General features: G+C 70.4%; 27 protein-coding genes, 2 pseudogenes and 1 riboswitch. Of the genes and pseudogenes, 12 read left to right on the forward strand and 17 right to left on the reverse strand.

Annotated features, from left to right (window positions below; genetic code table 11):
- On the forward strand, positions 1-319 hold a 319-nt coding region (locus tag BM140_RS23550), incomplete at its 5' end, for an integrase core domain-containing protein (protein ID WP_131803945.1).
- Between the two features lie 136 nt (positions 320-455).
- Here the strand turns inward: BM140_RS23550 and BM140_RS23555 are convergent.
- A pseudogene (locus BM140_RS23555) lies at positions 456-877 on the reverse strand (transposase family protein); the annotation flags it as partial.
- Between the two features lie 104 nt (positions 878-981).
- Between BM140_RS23555 and BM140_RS23560 the strand changes: the two are divergent.
- Positions 982-1,658, forward strand: a pseudogene (locus BM140_RS23560) (integrase core domain-containing protein); the annotation flags it as partial.
- On the opposite strand, the gene BM140_RS23565 reads toward BM140_RS23560, so the two are convergent.
- On the reverse strand, positions 1,655-1,879 hold the full coding sequence (locus tag BM140_RS23565) for an AsnC family transcriptional regulator (protein ID WP_091951739.1): 225 nt from the start codon (positions 1,877-1,879) through the stop codon (positions 1,655-1,657). The pseudogene BM140_RS23560 and the gene BM140_RS23565 sit on opposite strands and share 4 nt — an antisense overlap.
- A gap of 165 nt (positions 1,880-2,044) precedes the next feature.
- A complete protein-coding gene (locus tag BM140_RS23570; protein WP_009866236.1) occupies positions 2,045-2,254 on the reverse strand; it encodes a cold-shock protein in 210 nt (69 codons plus the stop codon).
- A 354-nt stretch (positions 2,255-2,608) separates the two neighbouring features.
- On the opposite strand from BM140_RS23570, the gene BM140_RS23575 reads away from it, so the two are divergent.
- Positions 2,609-2,995: a hypothetical protein gene (locus tag BM140_RS23575; protein WP_091951741.1), complete on the forward strand. Its 387-nt coding sequence runs from the start codon at positions 2,609-2,611 to the stop codon at positions 2,993-2,995.
- A gap of 56 nt (positions 2,996-3,051) precedes the next feature.
- Here the strand turns inward: BM140_RS23575 and BM140_RS23580 are convergent, their stop codons facing one another.
- Together BM140_RS23580 and BM140_RS23585 are read right to left on the reverse strand one after the other, a co-directional pair.
- The gene (locus BM140_RS23580; RefSeq protein ID WP_091951743.1) at positions 3,052-3,489 is read right to left on the reverse strand and encodes a translation initiation factor 2; all 438 of its coding nucleotides are present in this window, start codon (positions 3,487-3,489) and stop codon (positions 3,052-3,054) included.
- A 502-nt stretch (positions 3,490-3,991) separates the two neighbouring features.
- Complete coding sequence (locus tag BM140_RS23585) at positions 3,992-4,213, reverse strand: hypothetical protein (protein WP_091951745.1); 222 nt, start codon at positions 4,211-4,213, stop codon at positions 3,992-3,994.
- 150 nt (positions 4,214-4,363) lie between these two features.
- Between BM140_RS23585 and BM140_RS23590 the strand changes: the two genes are divergently transcribed.
- Positions 4,364-4,942: a type 1 glutamine amidotransferase domain-containing protein gene (locus BM140_RS23590; RefSeq protein WP_091951747.1), complete on the forward strand. Its 579-nt coding sequence runs from the start codon at positions 4,364-4,366 to the stop codon at positions 4,940-4,942.
- 60 nt (positions 4,943-5,002) lie between these two features.
- Here BM140_RS23590 and BM140_RS23595 read toward each other — a convergent pair whose 3' ends face one another.
- Both BM140_RS23595 and BM140_RS23600 read right to left on the reverse strand, forming a co-directional pair.
- On the reverse strand, positions 5,003-5,296 hold the full coding sequence (locus tag BM140_RS23595; protein ID WP_091951749.1) for a hypothetical protein: 294 nt from the start codon (positions 5,294-5,296) through the stop codon (positions 5,003-5,005).
- Positions 5,297-5,413: 117 nt separating this feature from the next.
- Positions 5,414-6,439: a TerC family protein gene (locus BM140_RS23600; RefSeq protein WP_091951751.1), complete on the reverse strand. Its 1,026-nt coding sequence runs from the start codon at positions 6,437-6,439 to the stop codon at positions 5,414-5,416.
- A gap of 297 nt (positions 6,440-6,736) precedes the next feature.
- Here BM140_RS23600 and BM140_RS23605 point away from each other — a divergent pair, with 297 nt between their 5' ends.
- From BM140_RS23605 to BM140_RS23625, 5 genes are all read left to right on the forward strand, one after another.
- Positions 6,737-7,984, forward strand: coding sequence for a TIGR03862 family flavoprotein (locus BM140_RS23605; RefSeq protein ID WP_091951753.1), 1,248 nt, complete (start codon positions 6,737-6,739; stop codon positions 7,982-7,984).
- Positions 7,985-8,168: 184 nt separating this feature from the next.
- Positions 8,169-9,266, forward strand: coding sequence for a glycosyltransferase family 4 protein (locus BM140_RS23610; RefSeq protein WP_091951755.1), 1,098 nt, complete (start codon positions 8,169-8,171; stop codon positions 9,264-9,266).
- A 3-nt stretch (positions 9,267-9,269) separates the two neighbouring features.
- The gene (locus BM140_RS23615; RefSeq protein ID WP_091951757.1) at positions 9,270-10,355 is read left to right on the forward strand and encodes a glycosyltransferase family 2 protein; all 1,086 of its coding nucleotides are present in this window, start codon (positions 9,270-9,272) and stop codon (positions 10,353-10,355) included.
- Positions 10,352-11,392, forward strand: coding sequence for a glycosyltransferase family protein (locus BM140_RS23620; RefSeq protein ID WP_091951759.1), 1,041 nt, complete (start codon positions 10,352-10,354; stop codon positions 11,390-11,392). Before BM140_RS23615 ends, BM140_RS23620 begins: the two co-directional genes overlap by 4 nt.
- Before the next feature lie 525 nt (positions 11,393-11,917).
- Positions 11,918-12,655, forward strand: coding sequence for a Crp/Fnr family transcriptional regulator (locus BM140_RS23625; protein ID WP_091951761.1), 738 nt, complete (start codon positions 11,918-11,920; stop codon positions 12,653-12,655).
- A 191-nt stretch (positions 12,656-12,846) separates the two neighbouring features.
- Here BM140_RS23625 and BM140_RS23630 read toward each other — a convergent pair whose 3' ends face one another.
- On the reverse strand, positions 12,847-13,557 hold the full coding sequence (locus BM140_RS23630; protein WP_091951763.1) for a Crp/Fnr family transcriptional regulator: 711 nt from the start codon (positions 13,555-13,557) through the stop codon (positions 12,847-12,849).
- Between the two features lie 344 nt (positions 13,558-13,901).
- Here BM140_RS23630 and BM140_RS23635 point away from each other — a divergent pair, with 344 nt between their 5' ends.
- Positions 13,902-14,648, forward strand: a complete 747-nt coding sequence (locus tag BM140_RS23635) for a Crp/Fnr family transcriptional regulator (protein WP_091951765.1) — start codon at positions 13,902-13,904, stop codon at positions 14,646-14,648.
- 94 nt (positions 14,649-14,742) lie between these two features.
- A complete protein-coding gene (locus tag BM140_RS23640; RefSeq protein ID WP_091951768.1) occupies positions 14,743-15,012 on the forward strand; it encodes a DUF6894 family protein in 270 nt (89 codons plus the stop codon).
- Between the two features lie 10 nt (positions 15,013-15,022).
- Here BM140_RS23640 and BM140_RS23645 read toward each other — a convergent pair whose 3' ends face one another.
- The 9 genes from BM140_RS23645 to BM140_RS23680 form a co-directional block, all read right to left on the reverse strand.
- Positions 15,023-15,874: a glycosyltransferase family 2 protein gene (locus BM140_RS23645; RefSeq protein ID WP_091951770.1), complete on the reverse strand. Its 852-nt coding sequence runs from the start codon at positions 15,872-15,874 to the stop codon at positions 15,023-15,025.
- Between the two features lie 182 nt (positions 15,875-16,056).
- Positions 16,057-16,467 (reverse strand): response regulator, encoded by a 411-nt coding sequence (locus BM140_RS23650; protein ID WP_091951772.1) that lies wholly within the window; start codon positions 16,465-16,467, stop codon positions 16,057-16,059.
- Between the two features lie 300 nt (positions 16,468-16,767).
- Complete coding sequence (locus tag BM140_RS23655; RefSeq protein WP_091951774.1) at positions 16,768-18,030, reverse strand: adenosylmethionine--8-amino-7-oxononanoate transaminase; 1,263 nt, start codon at positions 18,028-18,030, stop codon at positions 16,768-16,770.
- Positions 18,031-18,099: 69 nt separating this feature from the next.
- On the reverse strand, positions 18,100-19,893 hold the full coding sequence (locus BM140_RS23660) for a calcium-binding protein (RefSeq protein ID WP_091951776.1): 1,794 nt from the start codon (positions 19,891-19,893) through the stop codon (positions 18,100-18,102).
- A 36-nt stretch (positions 19,894-19,929) separates the two neighbouring features.
- A complete protein-coding gene (locus BM140_RS26645) occupies positions 19,930-20,064 on the reverse strand; it encodes a hypothetical protein (protein ID WP_280142625.1) in 135 nt (44 codons plus the stop codon).
- Between the two features lie 130 nt (positions 20,065-20,194).
- On the reverse strand, positions 20,195-23,041 hold the full coding sequence (gene gcvP / locus BM140_RS23665; protein WP_091951778.1) for an aminomethyl-transferring glycine dehydrogenase: 2,847 nt from the start codon (positions 23,039-23,041) through the stop codon (positions 20,195-20,197).
- Positions 23,042-23,310: 269 nt separating this feature from the next.
- Entirely contained in the window at positions 23,311-23,673 is a 363-nt protein-coding gene (gcvH, locus tag BM140_RS23670; protein WP_091951780.1) for a glycine cleavage system protein GcvH, read from the reverse strand.
- A 32-nt stretch (positions 23,674-23,705) separates the two neighbouring features.
- Entirely contained in the window at positions 23,706-24,884 is a 1,179-nt protein-coding gene (gcvT, locus tag BM140_RS23675) for a glycine cleavage system aminomethyltransferase GcvT (RefSeq protein WP_091951783.1), read from the reverse strand.
- A 49-nt stretch (positions 24,885-24,933) separates the two neighbouring features.
- Positions 24,934-25,041: riboswitch (glycine riboswitch) on the reverse strand.
- Positions 25,042-25,205: 164 nt separating this feature from the next.
- Positions 25,206-25,421 (reverse strand): hypothetical protein, encoded by a 216-nt coding sequence (locus BM140_RS23680; protein WP_091951785.1) that lies wholly within the window; start codon positions 25,419-25,421, stop codon positions 25,206-25,208.
- Positions 25,422-25,927: 506 nt separating this feature from the next.
- Between BM140_RS23680 and BM140_RS23685 the strand changes: the two genes are divergently transcribed.
- Positions 25,928-26,360: flagellin N-terminal helical domain-containing protein (locus BM140_RS23685; protein ID WP_483127904.1), on the forward strand; the 433-nt coding region annotated here is incomplete at its 3' end.

Genomic DNA, 26,360 nt, shown 5'->3' on the forward strand with positions numbered 1-26,360 from the left:
CTCGGACAACGGCACCGAACTGACCTCGCACGCCATCCTACGCTGGCAGGAGGAGCGTGCAGTCGAGTGGCACTACATCGCTCCCGGCAAGCCGCAACAGAACGGTTTTGTCGAAAGCTTGAATGGGCGTTTGCGCGACGAGTGCTTGAACGAGCATCTATTCCGGAGCCTGCCGGCGGCCCGGACCATCATCGAGGCGTGGCGGGTCGACTATAATACCTGCCGCCCTCACACGAGCCTCGGCGGGCTCACCCCGAACGCGTTTGCAAACCGGTCCAACCAGAACCAGAACCAGAACCAGAACGGACTCTGGTTATGAGCGGGGGCAAACAGGGGGCAAGGTCAGCTCACTTAGAGCATCGTCCTGGATATCGGATCCAGGACGATGCTCTCCGTTATTGGGCCGCATCGACTTTTTTTCCGAAAGCCGGTTCCCACCTTTCGGGCCGATGCTCTAGCTTGGGCAACTGCTTCACATCGACAGGCACGAAGCCGACCTCGTCGTCCTCGAAGGTGCCGTGCGGCTTGCGGGTCTGCTAGGGCGGCGGCAGCCGGTTGAGACCCTCCGCCTTGAGGATGCGATGGACGGCGTCCCGGTTCCGGTGCGGCAGGAAGTGACTGACGACGAAGATCAGCGCGTCGAGGGGGAAGCCGGTGGACCGGCGGAGCGCGTACACGATGGCGCGCCCTCATCGCCGGCGTGCCAGGGCAGCTTATGGGGTCGCGCCGAGCGGTCCTGACAGTCATCCGGGCCGCGTTTGCGCCACTTGCGGATGGTCTCGCTGGAAACGCCGTAGCGCTTGGCCAGAACGCCGGAATTCTCGTTCGAGCAGGCGATCTCGGCGCGGACAGCCGGGGTGGTGCGGGCCTGGGGGATGGATGGCGAGCATCAACGAGCCCGCCTTGGGCAGCAAGGCGGCGCACCCCCTCGAACCGCCACGCGTAGGCCTTGATCGCACAACGCGCCAAGCCCCAACGACGTTGCGCAACCAGACAATCAGCCGATTGCCCGAGGTCGATGGCGGCAAGCCGAATCGGTCGCGCTTCAAGGCCTACCCGCTCGGCTACTTCCACATCGTTCTGGCTGAGGTCCACACGGCGGAAGGGCGGCTTACCGACTTGTCGTCATCGACCGTACGACCAAGTTCGCCTTCGTCGAGTTGCACGAGAAAGCGACTCGACGGGTCGCAGGCGATTTCCTCCGGTATCTGATTGAGGCCCGTGCCTTACAGGGTGCACACGGTACTCACCGACAACGGCACCCACTTCACAACACCCGGCAACGTTGCCTCGGCCGCATCCATCATCAAGGAAGCGATTGAGGCCGGCGAGACTTTTCGAGCCTACAGCTTCGAGTCCGCCTGCGCCCGAAATGATATCGATCATCGCCTGACCGAGCCGCGTCACCCCTGGGCCAACGGTCAGGTTGGGCGGATGAACAGCACGATCAAGGACGCGACGGTCAAGCGCTACCCCTAGACAGCCACGAGCAGCTCCGCGCCCATCTGGCCGACTTCGTCAGCGCCTACAACTTTGGCCGTCGCCTCAAGACCCTGCGTGGCCTCACGCCCTACGAGGCCATCTGCAAAGCATGGTCCGCCGAGCCAAGCAGATTCAGGTCAAACCCGCTCCACCACATGCCGGGACCGAACATCTAGCCCGCCTCGCTCAGGCGCACGGCGCGGGGCGAGAGGCCGAGGCGCTCGGCGAGGTGCCAGCGCAATTCGCGGGGCGAATGGTACTCGTAGGAGGAATCGATCAGGTGGCTGAGATCGGCCGGGACATGCGCCGCGGTCTCGATCAGACGGTCCACCCGGAAGGTCGCCGCGTCGGTGACGGGCGAGCGGGCGCCTGCATGGCGCCGGAACTCGAATTGCATTTTCTTGTCTGTACTTTCTCTCACCGGATGTCCGCGACCCCGTGGGCCGGCCGGTGTCGTTTCTGATTGTCGTTGATGTCGCGTGTCGTCAGGCGGCACCCGCTCGGCAAAGTGGGCGGGGGCCGCGTCGTCGAGGGGACGGCCGAGCCGTCCCCGTGGCGGGTCTTAGACCGCCTGGAGGTTGCCGGCAGCGTCCTTGCCGCTGCGCTTGTCGGTCAGAACCTCGTAGGAAACCTTCTGGCCCTCGACGAGATTGCGCAGGCCGGCGCGCTCGACGGCGGAGATGTGGACGAACACGTCCTTGCCGCCGTTATCCGGCTGGATGAAGCCGTAGCCCTTGGTCTCGTTGAACCACTTGACAGTACCAGTATCCACGAAAACTTCCTTCGTTCATTCGGTCTCGCTGAAACGCAGACGCAAGCATATGCGCGCAGCGAGCGCGTCGTTTCATCCGCCGATGTACGGATAGACGGGATGCGAGCCGTGGAAAGCGTGCGGCGTGAACGCCGCCGCTCCCGTCATGTCCCTATTTAGGCTCTCGATGCGGCCTTAACAAGGCGGATCGGCCCGTTCCGGCCGGCAGGGACGCCGCAGGCGCGACCCGGCCCCGCCCCGGGTGGGCGTCCGCGCGCATGCTCCCACCCTGTGACAAAGCCCGGTGCGGGTGCATATAAGGGTGAGCGTCCAGGCGGTTATCCTGGGCGCCTCCCCATCGTAGTCGGGCGGTTCATGGCGGGCATCTCGGTTTCCCTCGAAGGCGCGAACATCCAGCTCTCGTTCCAGAAGGACGAGCAGTCGACGGCGGTGGTGATGGACGCCCGCGCCGCCCGCGCGCTCGTGCGCGCCGTGGGCCAGCTCCTCACCGCGATCGACGACGGCGACGAGGTCGATCTGCCTGAGGACGGCGACGAGGACATCGCCATGCTCGACGTGACCTCCTCGGCGATCGAGGTCGGCACCGACGAGCAGGGCCAGGCGGTGGTCGCGCTCCAGGCCGGCGCCCTGCCGCCGTTCCAGCTCCGCCTGACCGACGAGGAGGCCCGCCACGTGGCCACCAGCCTCAGCGAGATCCTGGCGGCGCCGCGGGACGTGCGCGCGTCCCACGGCGGTCACTGAGTGTCTCCGCGGTCCGCCCCAGCCCTTCGGCGCGGGGCGGAAAGCCGGCGACCGGATCAGACGCCCGGACGGCCGCGGCGCGGGCCGCGGGTGCGGGCGGCGCTCGGCAGCGCCTCGGGCACCATCGTGACGATGACCGGATTCGGCACGTGGTCGAAGGCGGCGCCGTTATAGGCGTCCACGCCCATGCCGATCACGCCGCCGGCCAGCACGTTGCCGGCGAAACCCGCCGCGCCCGAGCCGACGAGCTTGGTTCGCACCGGCACCGTCTGCGACCGGTAACCCGGCAGGGTGAAGGTGGCGTCGAACTCTTCCGAACGGGGGATGTCGAGGGAGCAGGGCGTGGTCGGGCAGCTGCGGTTGGTCGAGGTGGTCATCGCCGCGCCCGAGGGGGCCGAGGTGAACGTGATCGTCTCCGACGTGCCGCGCGTGATGCTGCCGCACGCCGATACCCCCGCCGCGACGAGCGCGGCGGCCAAACACTGGCGAATCATGAAAGGATGCCCCCGACATGCCGTCTCTGCGGACGGATGAAGGGTTGTCCGACGGGGATTTCGGCAACGCAAGGGTGTCGGACCGCGCAGCCGGGGATACGGGGCGGTGGTCGGGGATCTGTGTCCGAAAAGTAACAAACGATCAAGTCGCCGCACCGCGTTCAGGCCTTGAAGGGCGGCCGATGCGGCTTGGATCTCATACCAAGCGGCACGGAACAGGACCGATGGTCCCCTTCCGTGCGTCCGGCGGACGCCCGCCGCCCCGCCGTCGCGGGGGCAATCGGCGATGATTCGGGATCATCGCCGATCGGTATCGGATCGGGCGGCTCTCGATGCTCCGTGCCGTCACGGCTTTTTCCCTGAACGCCGGTCTCCACCTTTCGGGCCGACGCCGGAGATCCGGACGACAAGCAAGAGAAGCGCTTCGAAGGGTCCTCCTCGGCAAACGACCGCCTCCATCCGTGAGGATAGAGGCGGTCGGAGGCCGATCACCGAGGATCGATCACATGCGGATGCCGGGATCGGTCGGGCCGCCGGGGAGGTAGTCGGGCTCGGAGCCCGGTCCGCGCGGCTCGCCGATGCCGGGTTCGTCCACCGGATAGGGGGAACGCGGGCCGGTCGGGCCGATATCGGGCTGGTCGTCCGGCTGGGGTGGCGGCGGCAGATCGCCGGGAAGCGGTCCGCCGGGGGTCGGATCGGGGGTCGGAATGCCGGGATTGGCCATCGGGCCTCCTCTGGCTCGTGGTTGCGGGGCGTGAGGGTCCAACACCCTCTGCCGATGCGGGTTCCGGCATCGTTGGCGGAGAATGGCCGCAGGAACCGGCCGGGCGTCGGGAGGTTGGCCCGGCATACCCGAACCGTTCAGGAGCCGAACATGCCCGATATCCGCGAGGCAAAGATCCTCATCGTCGCCACCGACGGCTTTGAGGAGAGCGAGTTGACCGTGCCGCACGCCAAGCTGAAGCAGGCCGGTGCCCAGGTCCACGTCGCCAGCCCGCAATCGCGTCAGTCCAAGGCCGCGATCAAGGGCTGGGACAAGACCGATTGGGGTAAGGACGTGCCGGTCGATCTCGATCTGGAGAGCGTCGATCCGGCCGAATATCACGCGCTGGTCCTGCCCGGCGGGCAGATCAACCCGGACAAGCTGCGCCTGGAGCCCAAGGCCCTGGAGGTGATCCGCAGCTTCCTCACCGACGGCAAGGTCGTGGCCGCGATCTGCCACGGGCCCTGGCTCCTCGTGGAGACCGGCGCCGCCAAGGGCCGTACGCTGACCTCGTTTCCGTCGATCAAGACCGACGTGATCAACGCGGGCGGCAACTGGGTCGACAAGGAGGTCGTCACCGACGGCGGCATCGTCACGAGCCGCAACCCGGACGATCTCGACGCCTTCGTCGCCAAGATCATCGAGGAGGTGAAGGAAGGCCGCCACGAACCGCGCCAGCTCGCCGCCTGATTCTTTTGCGGAACGGGAAAGCCGCCGGTCTCGACGGCCGGCGGTTTTTTCGTGTCCGGCTCAGCGCTTGGCGGAGGCCTTCTGCGCCTTGGCGGCGGAGGCGCCCGCCATCAGTTTGGCGAGGTGCTCCTGATCGAAGCCGTCGGCGCTCGCGGTCTGCACCGAGGCGTCGGCGAAGGACGCGCTCCTGCGCGGCGCGATCGAGCCCGTGCTGACCGGATCGGGCAGGGCCGCCGCGACGGGTAGCGCGGGGGCCGCGGGCTCCCGCTGGAGGCGCAGGGCCCAATGGGCCGCGGTGGAGAGCACGGCGATGGCCAGGATCGCCTTGATGCCGCTCGTCAGGAAACGCCGCATGGTCGTGGGCCGTCGAACGCGAGGGGAACGCGACCGGTTCCCCGGCCTGTTCCCATCATCGCGCGGGATCGTGAACGAACCGCTTTCGAAAGGCCGGCGGGCCCGTGCCGGATCGGGTCAATTCCCGTGCGCGGCCTTTCCGCGGGCCGCCTCGCCCTGCGCGCCCTCGCTCCCCTCGCCGCGGGTGCGCCACAGGCTGTAGGCGATGCCGGCGGCGAGCAGGACGACCGTGACGGCGAGCGACACCCACGGCGGCAGATGCACGAGGTCGAGCGTGTCGGCCACGATGATCTTGGCGCCGATGAACAGGAGGATGAAGGCCAGCGCGGTTTTCAGGTAGGCGAAGCGGTCCACCATCGCTGCGAGTGCGAAGTAGAGCGCGCGAAGCCCCAGGATCGCGAAGATGTTCGAGGTGTAGACGATGAACGGATCGGTGGTGATGGCGAAGATCGCCGGCACGCTGTCGACGGCGAAGATCACGTCTGCGACGTTGACGAGCACGAGCGCCACCGCCAGCGGGGTCAGCCAGCGCACGGGCTTGCCGGTCTCGGGATCGGGCTTGCGGACGACGAAGTGCTGGCCGTGCGGCTCGTCGGTGATGCGGACCCAGCGCTTGAGCAGGCGGAAGGAGGCGCTGTCGCGCACGTCCTTCTCCTCGTCCTCCTTCGAGAACAGCATCTTGAGGCCGATATAGAGGAGAAACACGGCGAAGACCGAGAGCACCCAGTGCGCCTGCTGCACCAGGGCGGAGCCGAGGCCGATCATCAGCCCGCGCAGCAGCACGGCGGCGAGGATGCCCCAGACCAGCACCCGGTGCTGGGCCGCCCGCGGCACGCCGAGAGAGGTGAGGATCACCGCGATGACGAAGACGTTGTCCATCGACAGCGACTTCTCGATCACGAGGCCGGTGACGTATTCCTGGCCGGCCTGGGGCCCGAGCATCCACCACACCCAGCCGCCGAAGATCAGGCCGAGGGTGAAGTAGAAGGCGGTGAGGAGCAGGCTCTCCTTCACGCCGATCTCGTGGTTCTTGTCGCGGTGGAGCAGGCCGAGATCGAAGGCGAGCAGGCCGGCCACGAGACCGTGGAAGCCCAGCCACATCCAGACGGGTTTGCCGAGCCACGCGTAAGTGAGGAAGTCCATGGTGCCGGGACCTGATGCTTCTGCCGGAGGGAGAGCATCGGCTCCGACATCACGTGAAGCGCCGGTGCGGCCCCCGGGCGATCGCATCCACGGGGCCGTCGGCCGGTGGAGGGGCTTCCGCTCGAGGGAAGCGTCGCGAAGAGGCACGCCCGCGCATCCCGCCAGAGGGGCCCGCAGCCGATACGGCGCAGTTAGAGAGCCGGTCGTGGCGATTCAAGGGCCGGCCGCGACGATCCGCGATCACGTCTTCTCGCGATCCGCTTGACAGACGCGCCGCCGCGGGGCCTCCCGCACGGTATGAACACGGATCGCAGCGGCGGCTCACAGGGCATCGCCATCGTCGGCGGCGGGCCGGCGGGGTTGATGGCGGCCGAGACCCTGGCCGGGGCGGGGCTTCCCGTCACCGTCTACGAGCGGATGCCGTCCGTCGGGCGAAAGCTGCTGATCGCGGGCCGCGGCGGGCTCAACCTGACCCACACCGAACCGCTGCCGGCCTTCCTCGCGCGCTACCACCCGGGGCAGCCCGCGCTCGCGGCGGCGATCGAGGCCACGCCGCCGGAGGCGTTGCGGGCTTGGTGCGAGGGGCTCGGCCAGCCGACCTTCGTCGGGTCGAGCGGGCGGGTGTTTCCCGAGAGCTTCAAGGCCTCGCCGCTGCTGCGGGCGTGGCTCGCGCGACTGGCCGAGCGCGGCGTCGCGATCCGGACCCGCCATCGCCTGACCGCGCTCGGCCCGGACGGCACGCTGACCTTCGAGACGCCGGAGGGGCCGCACACCGTCCGTCCGCGTGCCGCGCTGCTGGCGCTCGGCGGGGCGAGCTGGCCCCGCCTCGGCTCCGACGGGGCCTGGGTGCCGCTTCTGGAGGCCGCCGGCCTCGCGGTGGCGCCGCTCAAGCCCGCCAATGTCGGCTTTGCCGTCGCGTGGTCGGCCCATTGGTCGGCGCAGGTCGCGGAACGCTTCGCCGGCGCCCCGCTCAAGCGCATCGCGGCCCGGATCGGCGAGGACGCGGCCCGCGGCGAGGCGGTGGTGACCGCGGGCGGGATCGAGGGCGGGGTGATCTACGCGCTGGGGCGCCCGATCCGCGAGGCGGTGGAGCGGGCGGGCCGCGCCACCCTGGTGCTCGACCTGCGGCCCGATCTCGATGCGGGCGCCCTCACGAGGAAACTCGGCACGTCGCGCCCCGGCGAGAGCCTTTCGACGCGCCTGCGCAAGGCGGCGGGCCTCGATCCGGTCGCCGCCGCCCTCCTGCGCGAGGCCCATGCCAACGCCCTGCCGGGCGAGGCCGGCGCCCTCGCGGCGGCGATCAAGGCCGCTCCCCTGCGGCTGACGGCCCCGGCCCCGATCGCCCGGGCGATCTCGACGGCCGGCGGCCTGACCTTCGGCGAACTCGACGCGCGCTTCATGCTGCGGGCCCGCCCCGGCCTGTTCGCGGCGGGCGAGATGCTCGATTGGGAAGCCCCGACCGGCGGCTATCTGCTGCAGGCCGCCTTCGCCAGCGGCCGGGCGGCAGCGCGGGGGATGATCGCGTGGCTCGAGGGCGGGACGTGAGGGGGCGCAAAGAGGCTTCGAACCTGCGGCCTCCGATCCGGCCTCGGGCATGGAGAAAAACTGCCATTCCCTGAATTCGCCGTTCATCCAACGTTCGAACGGCGCGAGCGATGGTGGGGCGTGAAGCCTGGCCGTAGGAGTCCCTGCGGCCCGCCCATCGAAACGCCGACGCCGGACGCCTCCCTTGAAGATCGCCGTCATCGCCCATCTCAAGTTCCCGATCGGCCAGCCCTATCTCGGCGGCTTGGAGATGCACACGCATCACCTCGCCGGCGCGTTGCGGCGGCGCGGCCACCGGGTCACGCTGTTCGCCTCCGAGGGCTCCGATCCGCTGCTGGTGCCCGATCCGGTCTGCCCGCCGACCGGCGACGCGCTCGGCGACCCGGTCGCCTTCGAGCGGATCGCGCGCGCCGAGCACGCGGCCTACGAGCGGATCGTCGAGATGGTGGATCGCGGCGGCTTCGACGTGATCCACAACAACAGCCTGCACCCGCTGCCGCTCAAGGCGAGCCATCATCTGGCCGCCCCGATGGTGACGGCGCTGCACACGCCGCCCTTCGACTCGCTGACTGAGGGCGTGGTGGCGGCCAAGCCCGGCATGATCTTCGCCGCGGTCTCGCCCTCGCTGGCGCAGGAATGGGCCGAGCTGGCGCCGAACGCCCGCATCGTCGGCAACGGCATCGACCTCTCGACCTTCGCCTTCAGCCCCGCCTCGGATCCCACCGGCTACGTGTTCTGGAGCGGGCGGATCGTTCCGGAGAAGGGCACGCATCTGGCCATCGACGCCGCCCGCAAGGCCGGCATCCCGCTCCGCTTCGCCGGCCCGCAGCCGAACCCGCGCTACTGGAACGAATGGATCGCCCCGCGGCTCGGCGAGGGCGTCGACTATGTCGGTCACCTCTCGCACGCCGACCTCGCCCGCCAGCTCGGGGGCGCGCGGGCCGCGATCGTCTCGCCGCGCTGGGAGGAGCCGTTCGGCCTCGTCGTCGCCGAGGCGCTCGCCTGCGGCACCCCGGTTGCCGCCTTCGCCCGCGGGGCCATCCCCGACATCGTCGATCGCTGGTCCGGCGCGCTGGCCGGGGCCGACGACGTGGAGGATCTGGCCCGCGCCATCACCCGCGCGGTCGGGCTGGAGCGCCGCGCCTGCCGCAGCCGCGCCGAGACGCTCTACGACGCCGAGGTGATGACCGACGGCTACGAGGATCTCTACCGCGAGGTCCTGTTCGGCGCCGCCCCCGCGCGCCGCCCCCGCGCGCCCGTCCTCGAACGCCTGATCGCCTGAGCCATGTCGGCAACCTTGGCCCCGCGTCCCGGCCCGGCCGTCGTCTGCGTCCCGGCCCGCAACGAGGTCGAGCGGCTGCCGCGGCTGCTCGCCGCCCTCGCCGTCCAAGACGGCTTCTCGGCGGGCCACCGCCTGCGGGTGGTGGTGGTGGCCAACAACTGCACCGACGGCACCGCGGCGGCGGTGCGCGACCTGGGGCTCGACACGATCGACCTGCGCCTGATCGAGGCGACGTTCACGGGGGCCGACGCCCATGTCGGCACCGCGCGCCGCCGGGCGCTCGATGCCGGCGCCGACTGGCTGGAGGCCGGGGGCGCGCCGGACGGCGTCTTGCTGACCACCGATGCCGACGCCCGGCTCGATCCGTCCTGGGTCGCGGCCAACCTCGCCGCGCTCGAGCATGCCGAGATCGTCGGCGGACGCCTCGTCATCGACGATGACGGCGCGGCCGATCCGGTGCTCGCCGCCTTCCACGCGCAGGTCGAGCGCTACTGGGCCGGCGTGCGCCGCCTGGAAGACGCCCTCGATCCGCCGCCGCACGATCCGGCGCCGCGCCACGGCGACCATACCGGCGGGAGCCTCGCGCTCCGGGCCTCGCTCTACCGTGCGGTCGGCGGGCTGCCGGCGATCCCGCGGGGCGAGGACAACGCCCTGGTCGCCGCGGTGCAGCGGGCGGGCGGGCGCCTGCGCCACTGCCCCGCCGTCTCGGTGCGGGTCTCGGCCCGCACGTCAGGCCGCGCCGAGGGCGGCATGGCCGTCGAGATGCTGCGGCGCGCCCGCGTCGTCCAGGACGGCGAGGCCTATCGCCTGCCGACCGCCGGGTTCTGGCGCGATGCGGTGCTGCGGCGCGCGCGGCTGCGCCGGCACTGGCGCGAGGGGGCCGCCGCGGGGGCTCTGGCCGATCTCGGCCTGAGCACGCAGGACCGCGCCGCGATCCTGCACGACTGCCCCAACGACATCGCCTTCGTCGAGCGGACGCTCGCCCGCCTCGCCCCCCACGATCCGCCGGCCCCGGAATGCCCCCTCGACCGGGCGCTCGCCGAGCTCGACGCCCTGGCCGCCGACCTCCGGCAGGACGCCGCGGCGTGACGCGGCCGGTCGGCTACTACGTCCACCATCAGGGCGCGGGGCATTGGCAGCGGGCGGTGGCGCTCGCGGGCGCGCTCCGGGAACTCGGACGGCCCTGCACGCTGATGGGCACGTTTTCCGAGATCGATACCTCGGCCGCGCCCGGCCCGGTGCTCGACCTGCCCGACGACCGCATGACGGGGGCCTTCGACGGGCGGGACGGCACGGCGAGCCGCCCCGAGGCCTTCCACTACGCCCCGCTGAACCATCCGGGCCTGCGCGCCCGCATGAGCCGGATCGCGGCCTGGGCCGCCGAGACCGATCCGGCGCTGCTGATCGTCGACGTGTCCTGCGAGGTCGCGCTGTTCGCCCGGCTCCTCTCGGTGCCGAGCCTCGTCGTGCGCCTCTCCGGCACGCGCACCGACACGCCTCATCTCGAAGCCTTCCGCGCGGCGAGCCGTCTGCTGGCGCCGTTTCCGCAAGCGCTCGACGGCGGCGACGTGCCGGACTGGGTGCGCGCCAAGACGATCTTTTCGGGGCTTTTGGGCGCGGAGCCGGTGCCGGCTCAGCCCGAGGACGGGCGCATCGTCGTCGTGTTCGGCCGCGGCGGCGAGGGCGGCGACCACGCCCGGCTCTGCGAGGCTGCCGCCGCCATGCCGGAGCGCGACTGGCACGTACTCGGGCCCGTGACCGGCTCGGGCCAACGCCCGAGGAACCTGCACCTTCACGGCTGGGTCGGCGACGTGCGCCCGCACCTCGCGCCGGCCAGCCTCGTGGTCGGCGGCGCGGGCGACGGCCTCGTCACCGCGGTCGCCGCGCAAGGCAAGCGCTTCCTCTGCCTGCCCGAGCCCCGCGCCTACGGCGAGCAGGAGGCCAAGGCCGAGGGGCTGGCCCGCCTCGGCGCGGCCCTCGTCCACCCCGGCCTGCCGGAGGCAGGCGCTTGGCCGGCGCTGATCGCGCAAGGACTCGCCCTCGACCCGGCCCGCATCCGCGCGCTGGCCGAGCCCGACGCCTTGCCCCGCACGGCGGCGGCGATCGACGCGTTGTGCCGGGGCTGAGCGCGTGGTCCGACCGTCGCCGGCCCGAACCCTCCTCGTGGCCCTCGCATTGCCGAGTTACCACGGGATGAGTCGGGAGGATTCGGCAAACAAAGGCAGTAAGCGTCGCGGTCGATTGCCGGCAGCCGAGCCGAGCACTTGGCTTTAATCGAACATTAATTCTTAAATCCCTTCGCATCCATTCGATTGCCGTGCCTATTCGGACACACGCGCACCGGATTACCTCGGGCCCGCCTCGTAACAGCGGAGATCATCTGTTGCATCCATTGATGGCGCCGCCCTCGCTATACCCGCAAATACCGCAGTCGCTGTAATACTCAACGCTATGCTTTGTACGCTATCGTACCGAGCCGCAAATTACGGCCTTGGTTCAATATCCTTTACGACTAACCATGTTAATGACGGGACATCGCGAAGTGTCCGATTTCGGACCCTTCTTCGCGAGAATGCATTTTCCCGTCGCCTTCCGCCGCCAATCGGATATGCGCCGGGGTGTTTCTCCCGCTCAGTTCCCGATCAACACCCTTGAACGCTCCCACGACCTACCAGAACCGACTGTTGGCCCGGCTCGGGCCCGACGATCTCGCGCTCCTGCAGCCGCATCTGGAGCCCGTGGATCTGCCCGTCGGCTTGGTGGTGATCGAGCCCGATCAGCCCATCACCCATGCGGTGTTCCCCGAGACCGGCCTGTGCTCGGTGATCGCGAGCCTGCAGGAGCGCAGCCGGGTCGAGATCGGACTCTACGGGCGCGACGGGCTCGTCGGCACCGTGCTTGCGCTCGGCAGCAACCGGGTGCCGCACCAGACCTTCATGCAGGTGTCGGGCACGGGCCTGCGGATCGAGGCCGAGGCGCTGACGCGGGCGATCGAGGCCAGCGCCTCCTTGCGCCTGCTGATCCTGCGCTACACCCAGACCTTCCTGGTCCAGACGGCGCAGACGGCGCTCGCCAACGCCAGTGCGCCCGCCGAGGAGCGGCTCGCCCGTTGGCTGGCGATGTACCACGACCGCCAGGACGGCGACGACCTCTCGGTCACCCACGAGTTCCTGTCGATGATGCTCGGCGTGCGCCGGCCCACCGTCACCGTCGCCCTGCAGATGCTGGAAGGCGCCGGGCTGGTGCGGGCGCAGCGTGGGCGGGTGCGGGTGCTCGACCGCCGCGGCCTGATCGAGGCCGCCGGCCCCGCCTACGGCCCGGCGGAGGCCGAGTACGAGCGCCTGATCGGCCCGCTGCGCCGCGACCGGGACGAGCGGGCGGAGCCGTAGCGCATCGCCCCGAAAGCGGGAGTCCGGCACGCGCGAAAAAGACGATGCCGCACAGGACCCCGGAGCCTGTCCCGGATCCGATGTCCGGGACGGCTCTGCCCGCGCGAAACGGCCTCATGCCAAATCCGGTCGATCCCTTCGGGATGGCGGATTGGGGCTTCGCTCAAGGGCCGCGCGGGGCGGAAACCGTATCAGCCTTCCCCGATCAGCCGCTCGTACTCGGCCTCCGCCGGGCCGTAGCCGCCGCCCGCGCATTCGGTCAGGCCCTCCCGGTCGAGCACGGTGACGCGCCCGCGCCGCGCCCGCACCAGCCCGGCGCCTTCCAGGATGTGGAGCGCCGTCGTCACCCCCGGCCGGCGCACGCCGAGCATCGTCGCCATGAACTCGTGGGTGAGCGGCAGTTCGTCCCGGCAGAGGCGGTCCTGGGTCATCAGGATCCAGCGGGCGAGGCGCCCCTCGATGGTTTGGTCGGCATTGGCGTAGACGGTCTGCCCGACCTGCACGATCAGGCTCTGCACGTAGCGCCCGAGCACGCGCCGCAGGCGCGCGCTGGCCTCCAGCGCCGCGCTCAGCGCCGCGGCCTCGATCCGCAGGGCCGTGCCCTCCGCCTGCACCATGCCGGTATGGGGCGTGCGGTCGGTGCCGAGCAGCAGCGGCACGCCGATCATGCCCTCGTAGCCGACGAGGCCGACCTCGACCCGGCCCTCGCCGGTATCGGCGATCAGCGAGGCGAGCCCTTCTTCGAAGAACACCGCGTGGGTGATCGGCCGGTCGGCGCTGACGAGGATCTGGCGAATCTCCAGCGTCACCGGCTCCAGATGCGGCCCGAGCCGGGCGAAATCCTCCGCCGTCAGGGCGGCGAGGAGGCGGTTGCGGGGGCCGGACGGGTGGGGTCGGGGCATGGCGCGGCTCCTTGAGGGCAAGAGCGCACGCCGTCTCCCAGCCGCCTGCGCCCCAATCGTTCGGCAGACGATGACCTTCATGTAGGCCGCGCCGGACATCCGGACACGGCCGATCGCGTTCAGGTCCGTTTCGAGGCGCCGCCGAGGGCCCTTGTACGGTTTCGGACCAAAGCCTGCTAGCCTATTCCCGCTGTCGTTCCGGTCGGCTAACACGATTTCATGATCGGTCTGGGCTTGGCAATTCTTCGCGTGCCTGACTTCAATACAGCATATGTTGGACGCGGTCCTGGGAATGTACGGCCGGACCTGACCGTTGCCGGGCTGCGGCCGGTGCGGAGCGGCCGATGATCGGCCCGCATTCCTATTCCGCCGCCGGCTTGGGCGTCCCGCAGAAGCCCCTCGACGGGATGGCCGGCCCCTTGAGCCTGCGGCTGGGGGCGCATGTCCCCCTCTCCGGGGAGGATCTCGCGGCGCTCGCCCATCTTGCCGTGCGCGAGTCGGCGGTCGCCGCCCATGCCGATCTCGTGCGCCAGGGCGAGCCGGCGGACACCGCCTTCCTCGTGCTGGAGGGGATCGCCGCCCGTTACGTCCAGCGCGCCTCGGGCGCCCGCCAGATCCTCGCCCTCCTGCTGCCCGGCGACCTGTGCGACCCGGACCTCGCCCATCTGGAATGCTGGGACCACGGCATCGCCACGCTCTCGCCGTGCCGGATCGCCCGGGTGCCGCGGGCGGTGTTGGAGGAGCTGATCGCCACCCGGCCCGCCGTCGCGCTGGCGTTTCGGCGCACCAAGCTGGAGGCGGAGGCGCGCAGCCGCGCATGGCTGACGGCGCTCGGCATCTTGCTGGCGACGGAGCGGCTGGTGCGGCTGTTTCGCGAGATCGTCGACCGGATGCACGCCGTGGGGCTGGCGGGCCGCAACGAGGGCCCGCTGCCGCTGACGCAGGTGGACATGGCCGAGTGCATCGGCACCAGCACCGTCCACGTCAACCGCGTGCTGCAGGACCTGCGCCGCTCCGGCGTGGTGGAATTGAAGGGCAACTGGTTGCGCCTCTCCGACCGGGCCGGGCTCGACGCCCCGGCCGGGGAATAGACCGCTACCGTACCGATCGCCGCAATCCCGGAAAGGTTAAGGACGCCGGAGACGCGACGGCGCAGTGTGTTCGTCAACCCTCGAGGAAGCGGCCATGCTCCTCTACATCGATGTCGTGGACGGGGACACGTTCACCCGCGACGAGGACGGATTGGAATTCGCCGACCTGGGCGAGGCCTGTGCCGCGGCCGTCGCCCTGCTCCCGGCGCTCGCCCGCGACGCGGTCCAAGGCCCCCGCCGCTGCGCCGCGATGCTGCGGGAGCACGAACGCTGCATCGCCGCCGAAATCCGCGACGAGGCCGGCGCCGTCCTGTTCCGCACGCGGCTGCGGCTCGACATGGAATGGCCGGAGTCCGGACGGTAGAATCCGGCGATCAGAACGGCCGCTCCGCCGGCACCCGGGCCGCCGCGATCTCGTCGGCATCTGGCGGGCGCAGCACGGTGATGTCGGGCTCGCGCTCGGGCGCGATCAGGCCGAGGCCGGCGAAGGCGTCGAGCCAGCCGTCCATCGGCCAGAGGCCGTGGCGGGCGCGGAAGCGCCTTGCGTTGCGGACGATGTCGGCAAAGTGCTGGAGCGGCGGATCGCAGGATAGGTGGTGCTGGTGGAAGGCCGGGGGCACGCCGGCCAGCAGCACCGGCACGCCGTGTTCGGCGGCGCGGAAGGCCAGGTCGGTGTCCTCGGCGCCGTAGCCGTCGAACCCCTCGTCGAAGCCGCCGAGCCGGTCCCAGGTCGAGGCCCGCACCGCGAAGGCAAGCGACCAGAACAGGCCGGGATTCTCGGTTTGCACGACGCCGCTCTCGGGGAAATCGCGCGCCGGGTGGAGGTGGCCGAGGCGCATCAGGTCGGCTTCGCTCCAGCCGTCCCGCACGGCGCCCGCCGGCAGGTAGCGGATCGGCCCGCAGACCAGGGCGTCATGCGCCTGCGCCGCCGCGGCGAGGCCGGCGACGAGCCCCGCGGCGGGGATGCAATCGACATCGAGATAGACGAGGATTTCGCCGCGCGCCGCCTTGCGCCCGGCATTGCGGGCGGCGGCGAGCGGCAGGCCGTCGCTCGGAAGCGCCACCCGGCGTAAGGGGAACGGCGTCTCGGGCAGGGGCGCGGGGGCGCGCCCCATCTCGACCACGATGCATTCCGTCGGCGCAGGCCCGCGGGCGAGCCCCTCGATCAGGCGGGCGAGATGAGCCTCGCGCCCCTTGTTGAGCGTGACGACGCTGATGCTGCTCACGGGGTGTCGGTGTCCGGCGGAAGGGAGCGCCGTTGTGCCGGGGCGATCCTGAAACCCGGATGAAGGGGAGGGCCGCCCGGCCGTGCCGCAGGCCCCCGCCGCGTCCGGGCGTCCGGCGGACGCCTGCCGCACCGCCGTCGCGGGGGCGATCGGCGATGCGGCGGGATCAGCGCCGATGGGTCTCAGCAGGTCGGCATCAGCCCCTTGAGGCGGGCCAAGATGTCCTCGCCCGCGCAGGGGCGCGCGATGAACTGCGCGCCCGCGGGCATGCGGTCGGGATCGGGGGCGGCGCGGCCGGAGACGATCAGGATCGGCAGTTCGGGCCGGGCCTGGGCGACGGAGGTGGCGAGTTCGAAGCCGTTGACGCGGCCCGACAATTCCACGTCGGTGACGAGGCCGCAGATGTCCGGCCGGGTCTGGAGGATCGACAGCGCCCGCTCGGCGGAGGCGCATTGCACGGTGTCGTAGCCGCCATCCTCCAGCACGTCGCCGAGATCCATGATGGTCAGCGCCTCGTCCTCCACCAACAGGATGACGGGGCGGTCGCCCGAGCGGTCGTCTTGCGGATTCGTCGTCTCGATCTGGCTCGCCACCTGGCTCTCCCCGATTGCCCCCAACGACCCAAGTTGTTCGCAGACTTGTCCGTTTCCGGCGATGGAACATCCCAGGGGCCGCGATGATCCAACGGGAAACCCCGCCGCGGGTTGCAGGGTCCCGCGCGCGTGTTGCGGGGTCAAGGTTCTTTCCCGGCGTCTTTAGGCTCGGCCTCAGCCGCTGGCGGCCTCGGCTTGGGTTTGGGCTCGGGCTTGCGCTCCGCTCGACGCCTCGGCGCAGGCCGCCTGCGCCGCGCTCTTCGCGCCGGGCCGTACGGGCGTGCCGTCCGGACGCGATCGTCACGCGAGGGCGGCGGCGATGGCCTCGGTCTCGGCCGCCACCGCCGCGATCAGCCGGTCGAGGTCGTCGTCCGGCACGGTGAGGGCGGGGGTCAGGTAGAGGATGTCGCCGAAGGGCCGCACCCAGACGCCGCGAGCGACGAGGCGGCTCTTCAGCGCCGCGAGGTCGGGGGCTTGGGCGAACTGCACGGCGCCGATAGCGCCGAGCACCCGCACGTCGCGCACCCCGGCCAAGCGGGCCAGCGGGCGCAGGCCCGCCTCCAGCCGCGCCGCGATGGCGGCGGCCTGCGCCCGCCGCGGCTCGGTCTCGAACAGGTCGAGGCTCGCATTGGCCGCTGCGCAGGCCAGCGGGTTGGCCATGAAGGTCGGCCCGTGCATCAGGGCCGCCGCCGGATCGTCCGACCAGAACGCGGAAAAGATCTCGGTGGTCGCCACCGTGGCGGCGAGCGCCAGGGTGCCGCCGGTCAGCGCCTTCGACAGGCACAGGATGTCGGGCACGATCTCCGCCTGCTCGCAGGCGAACAGGGTTCCGGTGCGGGCGAACCCCGTGAAGATCTCGTCGGCGATGAGCGGCAGGCCGTGGCGGCGGGCCAGGCGGGCCACCGTGGCGAGCACCTCGGGCGGATGGGTCAGCATGCCGCCCGCCCCCTGCACCAGCGGCTCGACGATCACGGCGGCGAGTTCGTGGCGGTGCCGGGCGAGCGTCGCGTCGAGGGCCGCACTCCGCTCCGCGTCGCGCGGCAAGTCGCAGAAAACCTGGGTCGGCAGGTAGGCGCCGAAGCGTCGGTGCATGCCCTCCTCGGGGTCGCAGGCCGACATCGCCCCCATCGTGTCGCCATGATAGCCGCCGCGGAAGGCGAGCACGCGGGTGCGGCCGGTCTCGCCGCGGTTGAGCCAGAGCTGCACCGCCATCTTCAGGGCGACTTCGACGGCGACCGAGCCGGAATCGGTGAAGAAGACGTGATTCAACGCGCCCGGCAGCAGCGCGGTCAGACGCTGCGCCAGCCGCTCGGCCGGCGCATGGGTGAGACCGCCGAACATCACGTGCGGCATCCGCCCGAGCTGGTCGGCCACGGCCGCGGCGATGTGGGGATGATTGTAGCCGTGGACCGCGGTCCACCACGAGGCGATGCCGTCGATCAGCTCGCACCCGTCGGCCAGCACGATGCGCGAGCCCCGGGTCGCCACCGCCTCCAGCGGCGGGGCGGCCGACTTCATCTGGGTATAGGGGCGCCAGAGCGGGTGAAGGCCGGGGGCGGACATGCCCCGGCCTTCGCGGAGGCCGGGGCGGTTGTCAAACGCGGTGGTCTGCCGTGCCACCTCGCGCGCGGATCAGACGAACAGCACGTCCGAGGCCTTCAGCGTGGCGAGCGTGGTGATCGTGGCGAGGTGGACCGCGTCGAAGTCGGTGCCCTTGCCGTCGAAGTCGAACCACAGCTCGCGCGCCTGCGTGTCGAAGTGCAGGACCGGGCCGCTCGCCTTGGCGGCGCTGCCGGCGCCGCTCTCGACCGTGACCTTGGCGGTCTCGCCCTCCAGGAGCGCGCGGACATCGAGCCGGAGCTTGTCCTGTCCGGCGGCGAAGTCGGTGATGACGTCGCCCTTGGTGTCGCCGTAGAAGCCGCCGCCGAAGCCGCCCGGCGCGCCGGGGTAGTATTGCGCGGCGTACTCGGAGAGGTCGAACACGTCGTTGCCGGCCCCGCCGGTCATCGTGTCCGAGCCCTGGCCGCCGATCAGCACGTCGTTGCCGGCGCCCCCGCTCAGCACGTCGTCGCCCGCGCCGCCGTCGAAGGTGTTGGCCGCCCCATCGCCCCGCATCACGTCGTCGAGGGTCGTGCCGACGAACTTCTCGATACGGGCGTAGACATCGCCCTTGATGAAGCCGGCGTTGTTCTTCTGGTTGGCGAGATCGAGCACCACCGACTGGGCCGTCCCGGTGCCCGGCGCTCCGCCCGGCGCGCCGAAGTAGACGGTGTCGAAGCCGTTGCCGCCGTTCACGGCGTCCTTGTCGTAGACGAAGTTCGCCGGCCCCGGGGTGAAGCCGCCGTTCGGCACCATGGTGAAGGTGTCGTCGCCGTCCTCGCCGAACAGGCCGTCGGCGCCCTGGCCGTCGGTGATGTAGTCGTTGCCGCCGCGGCCGTAGAGCGTGTCGTTGCCCTCGCCGCCCGACAGATAGTCGAACGAGGCGCTGCCGATGACCTTGTCCTGGCCGGAGCCGCCGGTGAAGCTCAGCTGCTCGAAGCCGCTGACGGTGGTGCCGCCCGCGAGGGTGAAGCTGCCGGTGCCGAAATCGAGGGTGAGGCCCTTGGTGTCGAGGCCGAAGCCGAGATTGAGCGTGTCGTGCCCGGCGCCGCCGACGATCACGTCCTTCTCGACCGGCCCCTTCGGCCCGTTCGAGACGACGATCACGTAGTCGTTGCCGGCGCCGCCGTCGATCCGGTCGTTGCCGAGGCCGCCCTGCAGCGAATCGTTGCCCTCGCCGCCCTGGAGCACGTCGTCGTCGGCCCCGCCGTCGAGGTAGTCGCTGCCGGCATCGCCCTTGAGCGTGTCGCGGCCGGCGCCGCCCTGAAGCGAATCGTTGCCCGCGCCGCCCGACAGCGTGTCCTGGCCGGCCCCGCCGGAGAAGACATCGTTGAAGCGTCCGCCGGTCAGCGAATCGTTGCCGGATCCGGCCGTGATGGTGAACCGCTCGAATCCGGTCAGCGTCGCGCCGACGAAGCTCGTCTTCTGGTTGGCGTTGAGAGCCTTGAAGGTCAGCGCGGTCGTCGTGCTCGCCAGGTCGAAGCTGGCGGTGTCGACGCCCGTGCCGCCGTCGAGCACGTCGCCGCGCGCATCGGCGAGGCCCGCGACCAGGACGGTGTCGTCGCCCTCGCCGCCGAACACCGTGTCGGCGCCCGCGCCGCCGATGAGGTAATCGCTGCCCGCGCCGCCCTCCAGCCGGTCGCTGCCGTTGCCGCCCAGCAGGTAATCGTTGTTGGCGCCGCCGTAGAGGATGTCGTTGTCGTCGTCGCCGCTGAGCGTGTCGGCGCCGAATCCGCCGGTGAGCGTGTCGTTGCCCGCGAGCCCGTACAGGTAGTCGTTCCCGTCCGTGCCGACCAGATTGTCCTTACCGGATGTCGGTCCCGCCATGTTCAGCCCCCTTCGATGATGCCGGGGCGACTGTCGTCACACCCGGTTCTTCGTTTTCTGCGTGAAGCGATTCGTCTGAAAGACGCTATCGTCGCAGCCGATATTGTCGTCTTGCGTACGAAAACGGCCGGGCAAAGCCTCGAGGCGCCCGGCCGTCTGGTCGCGGATCATGGTCTACGGTGCTCGCGGAACCGTTTCAAGCATCCGTCCGTGTCAAATCGGCATCGTTGCCGAATAAACTGTCGATGGGGTCGGTCATGCTCCGTTAACGATTGGCGCGGGGGCGGCCTGTCGCGTGATTCTACTCCGCCGCCTCGCCATAGGCCTCCGGCGGCGGGCAGGAACAGACGAGGTTTCGGTCGCCATAGGCGTTGTCGACGCGGTTGACCGGCGGCCAATACTTGTCCATCCGCAAGCTGCCCGAAGGAAAGCAGGCGGCTTCCCGCGAATAGGGCCGCTCCCAGGCGCCGATCAGGTCCTGCACCGTGTGGGGCGCGTTCTTGAGCGGGTTGTCGGCCCGGTCCATCCGCCCGTCCTCGATGGCGCGGATCTCGTCCCGGATCGCCAGCATGGCGTCGCAGAAGCGGTCGATCTCGGCCTTGGTCTCGGATTCGGTCGGCTCGATCATCAGCGTGCCGGCGACCGGCCAGCTCATGGTCGGCGGATGGAAGCCGCAATCGATCAGGCGCTTGGCGATGTCCTCGACCGTGATGCCCGCGCTCTTCTGGAACGGCCGGACATCGACGATGCATTCGTGCGCGACCCGGCCCCCCCGGCCCGAATAGAGGATCGGGTAGGCCCCCTCGAGCCGCTTGGCGATGTAGTTGGCGTTCAGGATCGCCACGCGGGTCGCCTGGGTCAGCCCGCGCCCGCCCATCATCAGGCAGTAGCTCCACGAGATCGGCAGGATCGAGGCCGAGCCGAAGGGGGCGGCCGAGACCGCGCCTTCCTCGCCTAAGCGCGGGTCGGAGGGCAGGAACGGGATCAGGTGCGCCTTCACGCCGATCGGCCCCATGCCCGGCCCGCCGCCGCCGTGCGGGATGCAGAAGGTCTTGTGCAGGTTGAGGTGGCTGACATCCGCGCCGATGTCGCCGGGGCGTGCCAGCCCGACCATGGCGTTGAGGTTGGCGCCATCCAGATAGACCTGTCCGCCCTGGGCGTGGACGATGTCGCAGAGTTCACGCACCCGCGCCTCGAACACGCCGTGGGTGGACGGATAGGTGATCATGCAGGCCGCGAGCTTTTCGCCGTGCTGCGCGGCCTTCCTCGAGAAATCCTCGACGTCGATGTTGCCCTGGGCGTCGGCGCCGACCACGACCACGCTCATCCCGCACATCTGGGCGGAGGCCGGGTTGGTGCCGTGGGCCGAGGACGGGATCAGGCAGACCGTGCGGTGCGCCTCCCCCCGCGCGAGGTGATAGCGGCGGATCGCCAGCAGCCCCGCGTACTCCCCCTGCGCGCCCGAGTTCGGCTGCATCGAGATCGCGTCGTAGCCGGTGATCGCGCAGAGCTTTTGGGAGAGATCGTCGATCAGTTCCCGGTAGCCCAGCGCCTGATCCTCCGGCACGAACGGGTGCAGTTCCGAAAACTCCGGCCAGGAGACCGGCAGCATCTCGGCGGTGGCGTTGAGCTTCATCGTGCAGGAGCCGAGCGGGATCATCGCCCGGTCGAGCGCGAGGTCGCGGTCCGCGAGGCGGCGCATGTAGCGCGTCATCTCGCTCTCGGCCCGGTTCATGTGGAAGATCGGGTGCGTCAGGTACGCGGAGGTCCGCTCCAGCGCTTGGGCCAAGCGCGGGGTCGGATAGGCCTCGTCGTAGGCGAGGCTCGTGCCGCCGAAGGCGCGCCACACGGCCTCGACGATGTCCGAGCGGGTGCGCTGATCGACGCTGATGCCGATGCGGTCCTCGCCGACTTTCCGCAGGTTCACCCCGTTCTCGACGGCGCTGCGCAGGATCACCCCCTGGAACGGCCCGACTTCCACCGTGATCGTATCGAAGAAGTCCCTGGGCTCGACCTTGAAGCCGAGCTTTTCCAGGCCTTCGGCGAGCCGAACCGCGTCGCGGTGGACGCGCAGCGCGATCGCCTTCAGCCCCGCCGGCCCGTGATAGACCGCGAACATCGAGGCGATGACGGCGAGCAGCACCTGGGAGGTGCAGATGTTCGAGGTCGCCTTCTCGCGGCGGATATGCTGCTCGCGGGTCTGGAGCGCGAGGCGATAGGCCCGGTTGCCGCGGGCATCGACCGACACGCCGACGATCCGCCCCGGCAGGGCCCGCTTATGGGCGTCGCGGGTCGCCATGTAGGCGGCGTGCGGGCCGCCGAACCCCATCGGCACGCCGAAGCGCTGCATCGAGCCCACCGCGATGTCGGCCCCCATCTCGCCCGGCGGCTTGAGCAGCGTCAGCGCCAGCGGGTCGGCGGAGACGACCGCCAGAGCGCCGGCTTCGTGAAGCGCCGCGATCGAGTCCGAAAAGTCGTGGATGGCGCCGTTGACGCCCGGATACTGGAACAGCGCCCCGAACACCGCGGCCGGGTCCAGATCCGCGAAGGGATCGCCGACCACGATCTCCCAGCCGAGCGGCGCCGCGCGGGTCTTCAGCACCGCGAGGGTCTGGGGCAGGCAGTCGCGATCGACGAAGAACGCGGTCTTGTCGGATTTCGCCACCCGCTTGGCCATGCCCATGGCTTCCGCCGCCGCGGTGGCCTCGTCCAAGAGCGAGGCGTTGGCGACGTCCAGCCCGGTCAGATCGCAGACCATGGTCTGGAAGTTGAGCAGGGCCTCCAACCGCCCCTGGCTGATCTCCGGCTGGTAGGGCGAGTAGGCGGTGTACCACGCCGGATTCTCGAAGATGTTGCGCTGGATCGCGGGCGGCATCGTCGTGCCGTGGTAGCCCTGGCCGATCAGCGAAACGAGGAGCTTGTTCTTGTTGGCGGTGGCCCGGAGCTTTTCCAGCGAGCGCCGCTCGGTCAGCGAGACCCCGAAATCGATGTATTCGGCCTGCCGGATGTCCGGCGGCAGGGTCTCGTCGATCAGCGCGTGGAGTGATGCCGCGCCGACCGTCTCCAGCATCTGGTCGATCTCGGAGAGTTTCGGGCCGATATGGCGCCGTGCGGCGAAGTCGAAGGGATCGTGACGATCGTATTTCATGGGAAAAATCCTTGTGGGGCGACACGATAGCCGCGCGTCTTCCCTCCCCCCTCTGCGGGGGAGGGTGGCCCCCGAAGGGGGTCGGGAGAGGGGAGCGACGGCGCCGCTTGGCCGCCCTCGACGCGAACTCGCCGGAAGCGTCGCCCCCTCTCCCGCCTCGCATCCGCGAGGCACCTTCCCCCACCCAAGTCGGTCTTGCCCGACTTGAGCAGATGTCTTGCGGCTCTCGGGCAAGCCCGAAATCCGCGGGGGGAGGGCAGGGGACGGCCTTACTTCGCGAAGTCCGCGTAGGCCGCCTCGTCCATCAGCGCGTCCATGTCGGCCGGGTCGTCGAGCTTGAGCCGGTAGAGCCAGCCCGCCCCTTGCGGGTCGCCGCCGATGGAAGCGGGATCGCTCACGGCCGCCTCGTTCACCTCGGTCACCGTGCCGGAGAGCGGGGCGTAGACGTCGGAGGCCGCCTTGACGGATTCGACCACCGCCGCCGCCTCGCCCTTGGTGAGCTTCGCCCCCACCTTCGGCAGCTCGACGAAGACGAGGTCGCCGAGCTGTTCGGCGGCGTGCGCGGTGATGCCGATGGTGGCGGTGTCGCCGTCGAGGCGCAGCCATTCGTGCTCGTCGGTGAAACGCAGCATGGGTCGGGTCTCCTGAGACGAAAGGGAAAAGATCAGCCGCGCTTGAAGCCGGCCGGGACGAAGGGAAGCGTCGCGACGATGGCGGCCAGCCGCGCGCCGCGCAGTTCGGCGAAGACGCGGGTGCCGGGGGCGGCGAGGGCGGTCGGCACGAAGCCCATGGCGACCGGCGCGCCGAGGCTCGGCCCGAACCCGCCGGAGGTCACGCGGCCGACGGGCGCGCCGCCCGATTCCTCCGCGAAGAGCGGCGCCCCGGCCCGGACCGGCGCCCGGCCCTCGGGCCGCAGCCCGACCCGGCGCCGGGCCGGTCCGCGCGCGAGTTCGGACAGAATGCGCTCAGAGCCCAAAAACCCACCCGTGCGGGCCCCGCCTTGGCGGCGGGCCGACGAGATCGCCCAGGCGAGCCCGGCCTCGACCGGCGAAGTGCCGGGATCGATGTCCGACCCGTGGAGCGGCAGCCCCGCCTCCAGCCGCAGGGAATCACGGGCGCCTAAGCCCACCGGCAGCACGGACGCGTCCGCCAGCAGCGCCTCGGCGATCTCCTCGGCGCGGTCTTCGGGCATGGCGATCTCGAACCCGTCCTCGCCGGTATAGCCCGAGCGGCTGACGAGGCAGGGCGCGCCGAGGATCGCGACTTCGCGCACGTCCATGAACCGCATCGTGGCGATGTCGGCGAAGCGCCCGAGCACGTCGGCGGCCTTCGGCCCCTGCAAGGCGATCAGCCCGCCCGGCACGAGTTCGGCCGCGATGCCCTCCGGCAGATGCTTCCGCAGATGCGCGAGGTCCGCCGCCTTGTTGGCGGCGTTGACCACGACGACGAGGCGGCCGGGGAGCCGCGCCACCATCAGGTCGTCGAGGATGCCGCCGCTCGGATCGGTGAGCAGGCCGTAGCGCTGGCGCCCCTCGGGCAGCCCCAGCAGATCGACCGGGATCAGGGCTTCCAGCGCGCGGGCCGCGTCGTCCGCCTCGCCCGAGCGCGGCGTCAGCACGATCTGGCCCATATGCGACACGTCGAACAGCCCGGCCGAAGCGCGGGTGTGCCGGTGCTCGGCCATGAGCCCGGCGGAGTACTGCACCGGCATTTCATAGCCGGCAAACGGCACCATCCTGGCGCCGTTGCGCAGATGCAGCGCGTGCAGCGGCGTGCGGGCGAGGCTTGGTGTTTCGGGTTTGGCGGCGGCAGGGGGCGACGCCCCGGCGGCGAGCGGGCTCATCGGGCACTCCACGACGTTCGGCTCTCGCCAGGGCGGATGCCCGAGCGAGGTGCCCCCATCTGTCGCGGTTACCTGAGAGCTTCCCTCAGGCCCTTACGAGCCTTGAGGTTTCTCCTTCGGTGGGCGCCGGACGGCGCCTCTCTCCAGATTGTCCAACGATACGGTGATTGTGCCTGAGAGTTTCCGGGGGTGGTTGCTCCGTCGGCGCCATAACCCCTCTCGCGAGCGGCCTGGGCTCTCCCGTATCGTCTGTATCGGACGCGAGAAAAGTTGCACGGGGCGGCGCCCCGCGCAAGCCGCGCCCGGATCCGACGGTGACAATCAGCGGCGCATGCTACGGAACCGGCAGAACCGGCCGGTCGCCTGATAGCCGGCCGGGCAGCGGCGCACGCAGGCGCCCGCGGCGTATTTCAGCGGCGGCGGACAGGCGTTGCGGAAGCGCTGCTCGCCGAAGGTGTAATCCTGCGCCGGCCCGGCCTGGGCCGCGACCGGCACCGCGACGGCGAGGAACAGCAGGGCGACGAGGCAGCGGGGCATGAGGGTTCGTCTCGGCAGGGTTCGACGCTGCGCCAACGCCCGAGCCGCTCGGCGGTTCGCGCGTCGGGCTAAGGCCGCACCCGCACGCACCCGCGACGGGCGAAGGTTAACGACTTCTCCCACGATGACTGCGTGTCCACCGCAAGTCGCGAGTCTTATACAGTCGGTCCCCGTGTTATATCCTTTTGTGGAGCATTTCCGGCGGGACGGGGGTGGCCTCGTCTGCTTAAGTGCTTCGTAACGCGACCCCGCCAGTTTCGCGACATCGAGACGAGGCGCCGCGAAGGCGGCGACTTCGTCCGAGAACAGGCCGGCGGGTGGGTCTCTTCGAGGCTCAGGGACATGATGTCCGTCCCGCCGATCCGGTGCGAGTCCGGAGGTGTGATGCGCGGCGCGGACGGGCCTTGCGGGGGCCGCCACGGCTCTTTGGGAGAGCCGGTGACGCCGCACCGGTGTGAGCCCGGTTCCACGAACCCTCCCTGTCCCCTTTTGCCGGAAGTCTCTCCGTGACCAGCCTTTTGACCAATACCTCCGCCATGACGGCGTTGACGACCCTCAAGGGCATCAACAGCCAGCTCGACGCGACCTCGAACCGCGTCTCGACCGGCCAGCGTGTCTCGGCCGCCTCGGACAACGCCGCCTACTGGTCGATCGCCACCACGGTGCGCACCGACAACGCCTCGCTGTCGGCCGTGAAGGACTCCCTCGGCCTCGGCTCCTCGGCGGTCGACACCGCCTATAACGGCCTGAACTCGGTCCTGTCCGACCTGCAGAACATGCGCGCCAAGCTGCAGACCGCGCTGCAGCCGGGCGTGGACCGCGCCAAGGTCCAGACCGAGATCAAGGCGATCCAGGACAAGATGCGCTCGACCGCCGATTCCTCGACCTCGTCGGGCCAGAACTGGCTCTCGGTCGATTCCTCGGCCACCAACACCGCCT

It is taken from the genome of Methylorubrum salsuginis, from assembly GCF_900114375.1.
Taxonomy (GTDB): domain Bacteria; phylum Pseudomonadota; class Alphaproteobacteria; order Rhizobiales; family Beijerinckiaceae; genus Methylobacterium; species Methylobacterium salsuginis.

Coding starts and splice junctions, on each gene's coding strand:
- BM140_RS23565 (WP_091951739.1), bottom strand. CDS start 1,879: ATGCAATTCGAGTTCCGGCGCCATGCAGGCGCCCGCTCGCCCGTCACC.
- BM140_RS23575 (WP_091951741.1), top strand. CDS start 2,609: ATGGCGGGCATCTCGGTTTCCCTCGAAGGCGCGAACATCCAGCTCTCG.
- BM140_RS23580 (WP_091951743.1), bottom strand. CDS start 3,489: ATGATTCGCCAGTGTTTGGCCGCCGCGCTCGTCGCGGCGGGGGTATCG.
- BM140_RS23585 (WP_091951745.1), bottom strand. CDS start 4,213: ATGGCCAATCCCGGCATTCCGACCCCCGATCCGACCCCCGGCGGACCG.
- BM140_RS23590 (WP_091951747.1), top strand. CDS start 4,364: ATGCCCGATATCCGCGAGGCAAAGATCCTCATCGTCGCCACCGACGGC.
- BM140_RS23595 (WP_091951749.1), bottom strand. CDS start 5,296: ATGCGGCGTTTCCTGACGAGCGGCATCAAGGCGATCCTGGCCATCGCC.
- BM140_RS23600 (WP_091951751.1), bottom strand. CDS start 6,439: ATGGACTTCCTCACTTACGCGTGGCTCGGCAAACCCGTCTGGATGTGG.
- BM140_RS23605 (WP_091951753.1), top strand. CDS start 6,737: ATGAACACGGATCGCAGCGGCGGCTCACAGGGCATCGCCATCGTCGGC.
- BM140_RS23615 (WP_091951757.1), top strand. CDS start 9,270: ATGTCGGCAACCTTGGCCCCGCGTCCCGGCCCGGCCGTCGTCTGCGTC.
- BM140_RS23630 (WP_091951763.1), bottom strand. CDS start 13,557: ATGCCCCGACCCCACCCGTCCGGCCCCCGCAACCGCCTCCTCGCCGCC.
- BM140_RS23635 (WP_091951765.1), top strand. CDS start 13,902: ATGATCGGCCCGCATTCCTATTCCGCCGCCGGCTTGGGCGTCCCGCAG.
- BM140_RS23640 (WP_091951768.1), top strand. CDS start 14,743: ATGCTCCTCTACATCGATGTCGTGGACGGGGACACGTTCACCCGCGAC.
- BM140_RS23655 (WP_091951774.1), bottom strand. CDS start 18,030: ATGTCCGCCCCCGGCCTTCACCCGCTCTGGCGCCCCTATACCCAGATG.
- BM140_RS23660 (WP_091951776.1), bottom strand. CDS start 19,893: ATGGCGGGACCGACATCCGGTAAGGACAATCTGGTCGGCACGGACGGG.
- BM140_RS26645 (WP_280142625.1), bottom strand. CDS start 20,064: ATGATCCGCGACCAGACGGCCGGGCGCCTCGAGGCTTTGCCCGGCCGT.
- gcvP (WP_091951778.1), bottom strand. CDS start 23,041: ATGAAATACGATCGTCACGATCCCTTCGACTTCGCCGCACGGCGCCAT.
- gcvH (WP_091951780.1), bottom strand. CDS start 23,673: ATGCTGCGTTTCACCGACGAGCACGAATGGCTGCGCCTCGACGGCGAC.
- gcvT (WP_091951783.1), bottom strand. CDS start 24,884: ATGAGCCCGCTCGCCGCCGGGGCGTCGCCCCCTGCCGCCGCCAAACCC.
- BM140_RS23680 (WP_091951785.1), bottom strand. CDS start 25,421: ATGCCCCGCTGCCTCGTCGCCCTGCTGTTCCTCGCCGTCGCGGTGCCG.